At 69.3% G+C, this 12,326-nt stretch carries 10 protein-coding genes; 4 read left to right on the forward strand and 6 right to left on the reverse strand.

Translation table 11 applies throughout. From position 1 onward, the window contains the following. The first annotated feature begins 24 nt into the window (after positions 1-24). The 3 genes from OHB49_RS16450 to OHB49_RS16460 all read left to right on the forward strand — a co-directional run bounded on the left by OHB49_RS16450 (position 25) and on the right by OHB49_RS16460 (position 3,519). Positions 25-504, forward strand: coding sequence for a hypothetical protein (locus tag OHB49_RS16450; RefSeq protein ID WP_329161134.1), 480 nt, complete (start codon positions 25-27; stop codon positions 502-504). A gap of 89 nt (positions 505-593) precedes the next feature. Further along, positions 594-2,726, forward strand: a complete 2,133-nt coding sequence (locus OHB49_RS16455) for a TPM domain-containing protein (RefSeq protein WP_329166502.1) — start codon at positions 594-596, stop codon at positions 2,724-2,726. 79 nt (positions 2,727-2,805) lie between these two features. Beyond that, positions 2,806-3,519, forward strand: coding sequence for a PspA/IM30 family protein (locus OHB49_RS16460; protein WP_329161136.1), 714 nt, complete (start codon positions 2,806-2,808; stop codon positions 3,517-3,519). A 45-nt stretch (positions 3,520-3,564) separates the two neighbouring features. Here the strand turns inward: OHB49_RS16460 and OHB49_RS16465 are convergent, their stop codons facing one another. From OHB49_RS16465 to OHB49_RS16490, 6 genes are all read right to left on the reverse strand, one after another. Continuing rightward, complete coding sequence (locus tag OHB49_RS16465; protein ID WP_329166503.1) at positions 3,565-6,114, reverse strand: SpoIIE family protein phosphatase; 2,550 nt, start codon at positions 6,112-6,114, stop codon at positions 3,565-3,567. 202 nt (positions 6,115-6,316) lie between these two features. Next, the gene (locus OHB49_RS16470) at positions 6,317-6,745 is read right to left on the reverse strand and encodes an ATP-binding protein (protein ID WP_030969444.1); all 429 of its coding nucleotides are present in this window, start codon (positions 6,743-6,745) and stop codon (positions 6,317-6,319) included. 144 nt (positions 6,746-6,889) lie between these two features. Then, positions 6,890-7,369, reverse strand: a complete 480-nt coding sequence (locus OHB49_RS16475) for a (deoxy)nucleoside triphosphate pyrophosphohydrolase (protein ID WP_078852615.1) — start codon at positions 7,367-7,369, stop codon at positions 6,890-6,892. Positions 7,370-7,492: 123 nt separating this feature from the next. Then, the gene (locus OHB49_RS16480) at positions 7,493-7,675 is read right to left on the reverse strand and encodes an SPOR domain-containing protein (protein ID WP_199919158.1); all 183 of its coding nucleotides are present in this window, start codon (positions 7,673-7,675) and stop codon (positions 7,493-7,495) included. A 210-nt stretch (positions 7,676-7,885) separates the two neighbouring features. Further along, entirely contained in the window at positions 7,886-9,646 is a 1,761-nt protein-coding gene (locus tag OHB49_RS16485; protein WP_443079529.1) for a purine-cytosine permease family protein, read from the reverse strand. A 211-nt stretch (positions 9,647-9,857) separates the two neighbouring features. Beyond that, positions 9,858-10,610, reverse strand: coding sequence for a GntR family transcriptional regulator (locus OHB49_RS16490; protein ID WP_030969438.1), 753 nt, complete (start codon positions 10,608-10,610; stop codon positions 9,858-9,860). Between the two features lie 290 nt (positions 10,611-10,900). Here OHB49_RS16490 and OHB49_RS16495 point away from each other — a divergent pair, with 290 nt between their 5' ends. Further along, positions 10,901-12,274 carry a glycoside hydrolase family 18 protein gene (locus tag OHB49_RS16495; RefSeq protein ID WP_329161141.1) on the forward strand — a complete coding sequence of 458 codons (1,374 nt, stop codon included), beginning with the start codon at positions 10,901-10,903 and terminating at the stop codon, positions 12,272-12,274. Positions 12,275-12,326: the final 52 nt, after the last annotated feature.

Genomic DNA, 12,326 nt, shown 5'->3' on the forward strand with positions numbered 1-12,326 from the left:
TGATGTCCCACCGCCGAAAGGCCGATGCCGCGTAAGCGGCCCGGCGCGCTGCGCGCCGCCGAGCAGAGGACGCCCGGGTGGCTGTCCGAGCCGGGCAGAATCCATCGGCTCTCCCTCGCCACCAGCGCCGCGATCCGTCGCGTGGAGCGTGAGAGCGATCTGTACGAGATCTTCCCGGGGGTCACAGCAGAGGCCCTGAGGCGCTGCTGCTCCTTCTTCCGGCTTCCCGGCCGCACGCTGTATCCCAGCCCCGCCGACTGCCCCTGCCGTGGCTGCTCGCTGGACGACGTGACCCATGCCCGGGATGTGCTGGGCGACATCCTGGCCGCACTTGCGCCACGGCCGCAGGCCGAGCTGGGGCGCCGCATCGCCCGGATCGACGCACAGCTGCTGCGCCGGACCCTGCCCGATCCGTTCGCGCCCGGTCATCCGTGGCGGCGGGAGGCGTGGTGGCGGATGCGTCTGTACGACGGGGTCGTCGATCCCCCACGGCGCCTGCGGTAGGACCGGCGGCTGAGTCGGCCCCGTCACGGCTCCCCAGGGGGATCGCCGGGTCGCGGGTGACTGAGGGTGGACATAGCCTCACACATGTGATGCAGCTCGTGAGCCGTACCCGGATTCTCATACCGGGCCGGGCCCTCGTCGCCGTGCTGGTGGCGGTGTGCTGGCTGGCCCTTGCCGCTGCGCCGGCCGCTCGCGCCGACGACCCCGTCACGTTGTCCCGGGACGGGCAGATCACCGACACGGTGGGTGCGCTCGGCGACCGCCGGGGCCAGGTGGTCGCCGCACTCGACCGTCTCTATGCAGACCGGCGCATCCAGCTCTTCGTCGTGTATGTACGGGACTTCTCCGGCCGTTCCGCGCAGAACTGGGCCGATGAGACGGCCGACAAGAACGGTCTCGGTCTAGACGACGTGCTGCTCGCCGTCGCCACGCACGACCGGCAGTACGCGTACACCGTGGAGCCGGGCTCCCGCCTCACCGACGCACAGCTGCGGGACGTGGCGAACACGGCGATCGAACCGGCCCTCAAGCAGAACGACTGGGCGGGCGCCGCGATCGGGGCGGCCAACGGCTACGCCGCCGTGGTGGCCGGGAAGCCTGTGCCCACCCCTGCCGTCACACCTGGCATCGACGATCCCGGAACAGGCAGTTCCGGCGGGACGAGCACCGGGGACCTGATCCTTCCCGTGGTCCTGGTCGGCGGGGCGGGAGCGGTCGCCGCCTATGCGTACACCCGCCGGAGACGACGAACCACGACCCGCACCACGCCCGGGGCGACCGGCTGGGGACAGGGCGCCGCACCGTCGGGCGGGCCGCCCCGGCCGCCGACTCCGCTGCCGGACCTCGATGCCCATGCCAAACAGGCGTTGGTGGAGACGGATGACGCGGTCCGCACCAGCGAGGAGGAACTCGGTTTTGCCACCGCGCAGTTCGGAGAAGAGGCCGCCGCCCCGTTCACCGAGGCCGCCACGTACGCGAAAGGCGAGCTGACAGCCGCCTTCCGGTTGCGTCAGCAGCTGGACGACGCGTTCCCGGAGGACGATGCGACGCGTCGCCGGATGCTGGACGAGATCATCAACCGCTGTACGGGGGCAAATGCCCGTCTCGATGCCGTCTCCGAGGACTTCGACCGGCTGCGCGCGCTGGAACGCAACGCTCCACAGGCGCTTGCGACAGCCGAGACCGCATTCCGTGCGCTCGCGGGCCGGGTTTCGGCGGCCGAGACCACCCTCACGTCGATGCGCGGCCGGTACGCGGATTCGGCCTCCTCCTCCGTCGCGGGCGACATCGAGCAGGCGAAGGACCGTCTCGTCTTCACGACCTCCAACCTCAACCAGGCGAGACAGGCGGTGGACGGGGGAAACAACGCGGCGGCGGCGGTGTACGTACGGGCGGCCGAGGGCGCGGTCGATCAGGCGACCACGCTCGTCGACGCCGTGGACCGGCGCGCCCGGGAACTCGCGGAGGCGGCGGCCGAACTACCGGCCGCACTCACCGAGACGGCGACCGATCTGGCCGACGCGGGCGGGCTGCTGGAAGGCACCTCGGAGGGGGTGTCGACCGCGGACCTGCGGGGCCGGATCGCCCGCGCGCAGTCGGTACTGGGCGATGTGAACAGGGAGCTGCAGGCCGGCCGCTACGACCCGATCGATGCGCTGCGCAGGGTGGAGGAGGCCGATGCCGCACTGGACGAGGCGCTGGCCGGGGCCCGCGAACGTGAGCAGGGTGACCGTCGGGCCCGGGCCCTGTTCGACCAGGCGATGCTCACCTCGCGCTCGGCGATCGCCGCCGCCGCGGACTACATCACGACGAATCGGGGGGCCGTCGGCAGCCAGGCCCGGACCCGGCTCGCGGAGGCCCAGCGGCGGCTGGAGCGGGCCCGGGAGCTGGCCGGCACGGACGATCCACAGGGTGCGCTGGCCGAGGCCCATCAGGCCGACTCGCTGGCCGGGCAGGCACGGAGCCTGGCCGAAGAGGATGTGCGGGCGTACGGGAACCGGAACGGTCCGGGCGGTGTACAAGGAGGGGGCGGCGGGGTCGGCGGTGCGGTCCTCGGCGGGATCATCCTCGGCGGACTCCTGGGCGGCGGCGGGGGCGGCAGGGGTTACGGAGGGGGGTTCGGCGGCGGATTCGGTGGAGGCGGATTCGGTGGAGGCGGCGGCCCCGGCAGCTTCGGCGGCGGGGGCACTCGCGGCCGACGGGGCGGCGGCGGCCGCTTCTGAACCATCGGCAGAGCATGCACGGGGAGGGTACCCACGGGTCCGTACCGCGTTCGTAGTGTCCATACAAAGGAGAGGTGCCATGACCAAGCAGACCATCCTCGGCCGCGTCACCCAGCTGGCGAAAGCCAATATCAACGCTCTGCTGGATCAGGCGGAGGATCCGCAGAAGATGCTGGACCAGCTGATCCGCGACTACACGGCGAACATCTCGGAGGCCGAGCAGGCAGTGGCGGCGACCATCGGCAATCTGCGGCTGATGGAACAGGACCACCGCGAGGATGTCGACGCGGCCAAGGAGTGGGGCGACAAGGCCCTCGCGGCCAGTCGCAAGGCGGACGAGCTGCGGGCCGCCGGATCGGTGGCGGAGGCCGACAAGTTCGACAACCTGGCCAAGGTCGCGCTCGGCCGGCAGCTCCAGTCGGAGAAGGAGGCGAAGACCGCGGAACCGACCATCGCGTCGCAGACGGTGGTGGTGGACAAGCTCAAGTCCGGCCTGGAACAGATGAAGTCGAAGCTGACGGAGCTGAAGGCCAAGCGGGACGAGCTGGTCGCGCGTGCCAAGTCGGCCCAGGCGCAGAATCAGATGATGGACTCCGTCAAGAACATCAATGTTCTCGACCCGACCAGTGAGCTCAGCCGATTCGAGGACAAGGTGCGACGTGAGGAGGCGAGGGCAATGGGCAAGCAGGAGCTCGCCGCATCATCCCTGGACGCCCAGTTCGAGCAGCTGGACAGCTTGGGCGACAGCGCGGAGGTCGAGGCCAGGCTCGCCGCCCTGAAAACGGCCTCATGACCACCGCGCCCGGAGCGCTCACCGCACTCGCACCACGTCCAGGTGTCAGAACATGCTCAGCAGCTGCTCGACCGTACGCTCGGCGGCCGGCTGTCCGTCGGGCAGCGGCAGTTCGAACCAGACGGTCTTGCCGCGCGGCGTCCGCCTCGAACCCCAGGCCGCGCTCAACAGCCCCACCAGCTGCAGCCCTCGCCCGCCCTCGTCCGTGTCACGCGCCCGGCGACGCCGTGGCTGGACGAGACCCGCATCCCATACCTCGCACACGAGCGTGCGGTCGCGCAGCAGCCTGAGCCGGATCTCGCCCTCGCCGTACCGCAGGGCATTGGTCACCAACTCGCTGACGAGGAGTTCGGTGGTGTCCACCAGGTCGTCGAGGTCCCAGGCGATCAGTTGGCTGCGGGCCAGTTCGCGGGCGCGACCGACGGACCGGGGTTCGCGCGGCAGCCGCCAGTCGCCGACTGCGTCGGCCGGCAGGCCCTGGATACGGGCCATCAGCAGGGCGATGTCGTCCTCGCCGTGCCGGGTGTCGAGGGTGCTCAGGACGTGGTCACAGACGTCCTCCAGGGGAAGTGCAGGTTCGACGAGGGCATTGCGCAGAGCCTGCAGTCCTTCGTCGAGCGGATGGTCGCGGGATTCGACGAGTCCATCGGTGTAGAGGGCGAGGAGGGCGCCCTCCTTGAGTTCGACCTCGACTTCCTCGAAGGGTTCGCCGCCGACGCCCAGCGGCATCCCGGGCGGGACGTCGAGCAGCAGGGCCGGTTCGCCCGGCTCGACCACAACAGGGGGGAGGTGACCGGCGTTGGCGAAGGTGCATCGCCGGGTGACCGAGTCGTAGACGGCATAGACACATGTCGCCAGGTAGACCTCGGACAGGTCGGCGTCGCGGGACTTGTGGGAGGCCCTCGAGGGCCACTGGGCGCCACCTCCGACGCCGTCGGAGGCCGTGCTGCCACCGGGGGTGCCGAGGCCGCGGGCGACCTCGTCGAGCGCGGAGAGCACTTCGGCGGGTTCCAGGTCGAGGAGCGCCAGAGTCCTCACGGCGGTGCGCAGTTCGCCCATGGCGACGGCGGCCCGCAGCCCGCGCCCCATGACGTCGCCGACGACCAGCGCGGTGCGATGCCCGGGGAGTTCGATCACGTCGAACCAGTCGCCACCCACCTCGGTCGCCGCGTTGCCGGGCAGATAGCGGCAGGCGATGTCGAGGCCCGCGGCCTCCGGGTCGCCGGGCGGCAGCAGGCTGCGCTGGAGGATGAGTGCGCGTTCGTGTTCGCGCCGGTAGAGGCGGGCGTTGTCGATACAGACGGCGGCGCGGGCGGCCAGTTCGGTGGCGAGGGCACGGTCGCGCTCGCCGAAGGGTTCGCTGCCCTTCGTACGGGAGAACTGGACGAGGCCGACGACGGTGTCATGGGCGACCATCGGCACGGCGAGGGTGGACTGGACGAAGCCGCGGTCGTCTCCGGGGACGTTCTTGACCCGGCCGGTGCGCAGAGCCTTGGCGCAAGGGGAGTTGAAGGGGTAGCGATGGACGGCGCCCAGTGCCGGCGGTTCGGTGTCCCCGTGGGTCGCGGTGCTGTCCGGAACGGCGTCCGACACGGCGCTGGCGAAACCGACGCGGCGCAGTTCGGCGGAGCCCCCGACGGGCTCCTGGCGGAGCGAGCCCCACCTGCCGGGCGGTGCCTCGTCGCCGGTGAGCAGCCCCTGGTAGAGGTCGACGGAGGCGAGGTCGCAGAAGCCGGGTACGGCCACGTCGAGGAGTTCGCGGGCGGTGGTCTCCAGGTCGAGGGAGTTGCCGATGCGGGCGCTGGCCTCGTTGAGGAGGGCGAGGTTCCGGCGGGCGTTGGCGGCCTCGCGGGCAGCTATATGGCGACGGGTGACGTCGGTGGCCAGACCGGCGACGCCGACGGGCCGGCCTGCTCCGCTGTGCACGCGGTAGAGGTTCATCGACCAGTGGCGGCTCTCCTCGTCACCTGGTGCGGTGCCGACGAGCTGGAGATCGGTGACGGAGTCTCCGGTCTCCAGGACCCGCTTGAGGGTGGCGGTGAGCCGCTCGGCCTCGGGGCGGGCGAGATAGTCGTCGACCGTGCGGCCGCGGTGGTCGTCGGCCTGGCCGCCGAAGACGGTGGCGAAGCGCTGGTTGGCTCGTACGACCGTGAAGTCTGTGCCGAACAACACGAAACCGAAGGGAGATTGGCCGAAAATGGCCTGCGAAGCCGCCAGGTCCGTCTCGATACGGCGCAGGGCTCGGACATCGACGACGATGCAGAGCGCGGCCCGCTCCCCGCTCCCCGTCTCACTGGGCATCACATAGAGCTCGGCGAGCCCGTGAACGGCGTTGTCGCCCGGCATGCGGAAGGGGACGAGGCCCGTCCACTCCTTGCCGTCGAGTATCTCGCCGACCCGGCGATGGCCGTCGGTGCGCAGCTCGGAGGGCATGAAGGCCTCGACCGGATCTCTGCCCACCGCTTCGTCTGCGGCAATGCCGAAGAGACCGGCGGCCCGGCGGCTCCACTGCTCGATCAGCCCGTCGGGGCCGATCGAGAAGGAGGCGACCCTGATGTAGTCATAGATCGAGCCAGGCGGGCTGCTCTGCCACACTACGTTGCCCGCTGTCCCAGGTATTTCGCTCACGCGACCGTCCCCTCCAGCTCACACACCGGACCGGTCCTGCCCGCAGTATTCAGCACTACGGCGCCCACCGACACGGCGTTCACGATCACAGCACGGTCTCAGTCCGTTTCAGCCAGGTACTGACTGGTACTGCCCGAGCTTTGTGATCGCTGTGCGTCCCACCCCACTCCTAACCAGGGAGGGCCAGCTCGAACCACACCGTCTTGCCACTCTTTCCGCGCCGCGTCCCCCAGCGGCGAGCAGAGCGGGCCACGAGCTGCAGCCCTCGGCCCCCTTCGTCATCGGGTCCGGCAGCACGTTCGGTGGGCGGATCCGGAAGCGGATCGGAGACTTCCACAAGCAGTCCGGGGCGGGCGTCCGGACCTTCGCCGTCGGGTTGGGGACGCACGAGTCGCACGCCGATGGGGCCTGAGGTGTAGCGCATGGAATTGGTCACCAGCTCACTGACCAGCAGAACGGTCACATCACCGACCGTCGCATCGAGCCCCCAGCCGCGCAGCGCCTCGTGGACCGCATGCCGAGCAGTGCGCACAGCCCCCGGCACGGCCGGAAAGGTCCACTCGGCGCAGTCGCCTTCGGTATCGATCACGCCGATCACTTCCCAAGACCAGCAAGCAGGGAACGTTCTGTTTAAGGGGACTAATCAGCCCATACCCGATATTCAGGGTGGCCTATCGCTCGAATCGACATGTGGGGCGTACGGGTGCAGGGTGGCGTGCGCGCGCACAGGGGGGGCGCGCGGTCAGTGGCGCGCGCCGTCCGACAAGGGCCCGGTCGGGGCGTCCCGCTCAGGAGTGGCTCCGGGCGCGACTGTTCCGGTCGCGTCTGTTCCGGTCGGCAGGCGGCGCATGGCCTCGGCTACGGCGGGCCGGTCCTGGTCCAGCCAGTCGACGGCGTCACTCTCGCCCGGTCCGAGCCATCTCAGTTCGTCATGGTCCTGGAGCGGGGCGGGCACACCGGACACCAGCCGCGCCGTCCACACCCGGAGCACATATCCGGGCGCCAGCGGCCACTCGCCGGGGATGCGCTCCAGCGGCTCCGTCTCCACACCGAGTTCCTCGCGGAGTTCACGCACGAGCGCCTGCTCGCCGGTCTCCCCGGGCTCCAGCTTCCCGCCGGGCAGCTCCCAGCGGCCCGCCAGCTCGGGCGGGGCGCTGCGGCGCGCGGCCAGCATGCGCCCCTGGTCGTAGACGGCTCCGGCCACCACCACGCGATCGTTCATACGCCGGAGCGTAACCCCCGGCCACGAGCTACGACCCGCCCCGCCGCGACCACTCCGGCCCGCCCCGCCCCGCCTCGCGCCCCACCGGCCGGCCCACCCGATGCGGAGGTCAGGGAAGGCGGGTCAGGGGCGGGCGCTCTGCCCCAGCCGTTCGACCCAATAGAGCTGCTTGTGGCCACGACTGTCGAGTTTCTCGGCGATCTTCTGTGCCTCGGCCTGCGTGGCATATCTGCCGACGCGGTACCTGTTGCCGTTGTCGTCCTGCCTTATCACCAGCCAAGGGAGCACGGCCCCGCCGTCGCTCATCGTGTCCCTCCCGAGCATTGCGCCCCTCCCCTGAACGGCGTGCACGACTCTAAGGATCCCCAGGAAACCGCAGTACGCATATGCCCGAGCGTACGCCTGACCTTCACGCAACGGATACGTAATTACACAAAGAGGCACCGATCCGGCCATCACAAAGGGGCGCAGTCATCCCGATGCGCCCCCCTGTGCCACACGGATCACTTGCGCCGCTTACGCCTCCGCCGCTGCCGTCCGGATCGTCGGCATCGGCATGAGGACCGGACCGGCCGCCGGTTCCTTGCGGCAGACGTCCCCGCATTCCGCGTCCAGCGAGCAGCACAGCGAGCAGATGGGACCCGACCGGACCGGACAGTCGGCGATGTCCGGGAGTTCGTAGGCGGTGTCGCAGACCGAGCAGGTGTGGGTGGCCGTGATGTCCTCGATCTCGACTTCCGGGCCGTTCACCGGGTTGGGGCGGGCCAGGTAGTACTTCCCCTTCGTCGCCCAGGCGATCAACGGGCAGAGAGTCAGGGAGAGTCCGGCCGCGATGAAGGTCGAGAAAGCCTCCGCATAGACACCGAACAGCCCGAAGAAGGCCAGGATCGAGACGGTTGAGGCGATCACCATCGCGCCGAATCCTGCCGGATTCACCGCGTACAGATAAGCGCGTTTGAACTCGATGTACCGCGGGCTGAGCCCGATCCGCTTGTTGATGACCAGATCGGCGGCGACGGCCGCGATCCAGGCGATGCCCACGTTCGAGTAGAAGCCCAGCAGTTTGTTGAGGGCGGCGAACATGTTCATCTCCATCAGCGTCAGCGCGATGGCGAGGTTGAGGAAGATGTACCAGACCCGGCCCGGGTGTTTGTGGGTGATCCGCGAGAAGAAGTTCGACCAGGACAGCGAGCCGCTGTAGGCGTTGGTCACATTGATCTTGATCTGCGAGACGATCACGAACAGAGCGGCAGCCGGAAGGGCGAACGAGCCGAGCCACGGCTTCAGCGCCTCGATCTGCGGTGCGATCGGTTCCAGTGCATGCGTCTTTCCGACAGCCTCCAGGGCCACGAACGCCAGCAGCGCGCCGCCGAGCTGCTTCGCCGCCCCGATGATGACCCAGCCGGGCCCGGCGGCGAGCACCGCGAGATTCCAGCGCCGTTTGTTGGCCTCGGTCTTCGCGGGCATGAAACGCAGATAGTCGGCCTGCTCGCCGATCTGGGCGATGAGCGAGAGTGCGACGCCCGTACCGAGCCCGAAACCGATCCAGGAGAAGCCGGATCCCGCACCCTCCGTGCCGCCGAAGGAGCCGAACGCGCCCCAGGCGTCGGGGGCTTCGAAGGCGAGCACGACGAACGGCAGGACCATACCGACGATCCAGATCGGCTGGGTCCACGCCTGCACCTTGGCGAGCGCCCCCATGCCACGGAAGACGATGGGGATGACGATCAACGTGGTCAGCAGATAGCCGACCTCGACCGGCAGCCCGACGGCCTGATGCATGGCCTGCGCCATGATCGAGCCTTCGAGGGCGAAGAAGATGAAAGTGAAGGACGCGTAGATCAGCGAGGTCAGCGTCGAGCCGAAGTAGCCGAAGCCGGCGCCTCGGGTGACCAGATCCATGTCCAGGCCGTACTTCGCACAGGCCCGGGCGATCGGTATGCCGGTGAGGAAGATGATCGTCGCGGCGGTCAGGATCGAGGCGAAACCGCTGGTGAAGCCGTAGGTGAAGACGATCGAGGCGCCGATCGCGAAGTCGGCGAGATAGGCGATGCCGCCGAGTGCAGTGCCCGCGACCATCGAGGGCGACCAGCGCCGGAAGGAGTGCGGCGCGTAGCGAAGTGAGTAGTCCTCGCGGCTTTCGTCGGCGGCGAGCTTTGCGTAACTGCGCCTGGGGGGTGGCGGTTCGGCGGTCCCGGTCTCCGTTGCTTCCGGGACCCCGATGGGCATCGCCTCCGGGGCCTCGGTCGTCGTCGTGGGGCCGACAGTGTCCGTCATCGGTCACTTCCCGTTCGTCAGTCCGGTGTGCGGGTACGAACGGAAGGTAGGAGCAGGACATGACAAGCCGTTACGGCCAGTGATTGCCCGTCGGTTAAGAGAACTGAGCGGGCGTTAACTCGTCATCACGAGCGCCGGACAGGCCGTCCGGGTATCGGTCACCCGACAGGAACTCGACACACCGGCCGCCCGGCAGGGCGCGACGCACCGGTCACCTGACGGGAAGGTGATAGGAGATCCGGAAGCGGTCGGCGGGAACCACCACGTCAGCCGTCTCGACCGGCCGCCCCGACGCGTAGTACGTACGCCCGATCACCATCACCACATGGCCCGGCACGCCACCGAGCGCCAGGAGCTCCTCCGCCAGCCCCGGGCGCGCGCCGACCTGCTCCACCACGTTGTCCACGACGACATCGATCGCGGCCATCCGCTCGACCACCCCGCAGCCGCCCAGCGGGCCTTCCTCCGGCAGCATCACCGGCGTGCGTCCCGTGATCGCCAGGGGTTCCCAGGAGGTGGAGAGCATCATCGGCTCCCCCGCTTCCCGGAAGATGTATCTCGTACGCATCACCCGGTCCCCCTGCTCGACACCGAGGCGCTCGGCGATCTCCGGGCTCGCCTCCTCCTGTTCACTGCGGGACTCCCACGTCCCTCGCACCCCTTCCGCCGTCTGCTCCTGGCGGAACGGACTGGCTCCGGCGTCCGGCCGGTAGCCGGAGCGGGCGATACGACGCGGGACCGGGCGTGCGCGCACGTACGTACCGGAGCCGGAGCGTCCCTCGACCAGCCCTTCCGCCATCAGCACCTTGCGTGCCTCCAGCGCGACGGTGTCCGAGACGCCGTACTCCTCGCGGATACGGGCCTGCGACGGCAGGCGCGTGTGCGGCGGCAGCGAACCGTTGACGATCTTCTCTCGCAGATCGCTCGCAACGCGCAGATAGGCGGGCTGCTCACCGAATGTCACAGGCCACTCCCAACAGGTTGACAGTCTGCAACAGCCTGGCAACCGTCGGTTGTGAACCGCAAGCACAGGCCAAAGTTTCACCCGAAGTGATGATTCGGTGCTGCCCTGCGCATATCCCGCCCCGGCCACCACGGGAATCCCGATCACGCTCGCCCCGGCGCGGCGTCATGGATCCTCTCGATCACGCCCGATCACCGCCAACCCCTTGACCCGTTTTGGTCCAGACCAATAGTTTCCTCACACACAGCACGGCTCTCGCACCTCACAGCGCACCCACAGGAACGGGCCCCATGCGTCGAAGAACCCTGTCCAGACTGGCCATTGCCGCCTGCGCCCTCTCACTGGTGGCCGGGATCGCACCCGCCGCCTCCGCCTCCGGAGGCTCCGCCTCCCACGCCCACGCCTCCGGTTCCGCCGCCTACAAGCGTGTCGGCTACTTCACCCAATGGGGCATCTACGGACGCGACTTCCAGGTCAAGGACCTTGACACGAGCGGCGCCGCGGCCAAGCTCACCCACATCAACTACGCCTTCGGCAACGTCAGCGCCGACGGCAAGTGCTTCACCGGCAATGTGCCGGGAGAGGCCGACGCCTGGGCGGACTACGCCCGCCCGCTGGACGCCGCGGGGTCGGTGGACGGCGTCGCGGACACCGACACCCAGCCTCTCGCGGGCAACTTCAATCAGTTGCGCGAGCTGAAGGCCAAGCACCCCGGCCTCAAGGTGATGATCTCCCTGGGTGGCTGGAGCTGGTCCACCCACTTCTCGGACGCGGCCCGCACCGCCGCCTCCCGCAAGGCGTTCGTCTCCTCCTGCATCGACCTGTACTTCAAGGGAAATCTGCCGGTGGACGGGGCGCGCGGCGGCGAGGGCGCGGCGGCCGGCCTCTTCGACGGCGTGGACATCGACTGGGAGTGGCCCGGTTCCGCCGGTGACACGGACACGGTCTACCGTCCCGAGGACAAGCGGAACTTCACCGCTCTGGTGCACGAGTTCCGCACCCAGCTCGACGCGTACGCGAAGAGCACCGCCAAGGAGGGCAAGGGGCGCGGGCACAACAGCAGGCCCAAGCACTACGAGCTGTCGGCGTTCGTCCCCACCGCTCCGGCCAAGATCGACGCAGGCTTCGACGTCCGCCGCATCATGCGGGACTTCGACTTCGTGAACCTGCAGGGTTACGACTTCCATGTGTCCGGCGAGGCGACCACGGCGCAGCAGTCCGCGCTGTACGCGAAGGACGACTTCAGCGTCGACCAGACCGTGCGCGATTGGATCAAGCGCGGCGCACCCGCCCGCAAGCTGGTCATGGGCATGCCGTTCTACGGTCAGGGCTGGACCGGCGTGACGGGCGGCGGCGATGGTCTCGGCCGACCCGCCGCGGCCCCCGCGCCCGCCACCTGGGCTGCGGGCTACGAGGACTACAAGGCCCTCAAGAAGCTGGCCGAATCCGGTACGTACAAGATCCATCGGGATGTCAGGAACGGCCACGCCTGGCTGTTCGACGGCACGACCCTGTGGACGTACGACGACCCGCAGGTGCTGCGCACCAAGACGTCGTACATCCGTCAGCACGGTCTGGGCGGCGCGATGTTCTGGTCGCTGGACGGGGACACGGACGACGGCGAGCTGATGACCGCCGTCGACCAGGGCCTCGGTCGGCGCTAGGGGTACCCCGCAGAAGCCCACAGGGCATTGCTCGGCAGAGGTGTGGGGGTGG

The organism is Streptomyces sp. NBC_01717, from assembly GCF_036248255.1.
GTDB lineage: Bacteria > Actinomycetota > Actinomycetes > Streptomycetales > Streptomycetaceae > Streptomyces.

What these genes read in the sequence shown, in the direction of transcription:
- OHB49_RS16450 (WP_329161134.1), top strand. Translation starts at nt 25, where the DNA reads ATGCCGCGTAAGCGGCCCGGCGCGCTGCGCGCCGCCGAGCAGAGGACG.
- OHB49_RS16495 (WP_329161141.1), top strand. Translation starts at nt 10,901, where the DNA reads ATGCGTCGAAGAACCCTGTCCAGACTGGCCATTGCCGCCTGCGCCCTC.
- OHB49_RS16460 (WP_329161136.1), top strand. Translation starts at nt 2,806, where the DNA reads ATGACCAAGCAGACCATCCTCGGCCGCGTCACCCAGCTGGCGAAAGCC.
- OHB49_RS16485 (WP_443079529.1), bottom strand. Translation starts at nt 9,646, where the DNA reads ATGACGGACACTGTCGGCCCCACGACGACGACCGAGGCCCCGGAGGCG.
- OHB49_RS16455 (WP_329166502.1), top strand. Translation starts at nt 594, where the DNA reads ATGCAGCTCGTGAGCCGTACCCGGATTCTCATACCGGGCCGGGCCCTC.
- OHB49_RS16480 (WP_199919158.1), bottom strand. Translation starts at nt 7,675, where the DNA reads ATGAGCGACGGCGGGGCCGTGCTCCCTTGGCTGGTGATAAGGCAGGAC.
- OHB49_RS16475 (WP_078852615.1), bottom strand. Translation starts at nt 7,369, where the DNA reads ATGAACGATCGCGTGGTGGTGGCCGGAGCCGTCTACGACCAGGGGCGC.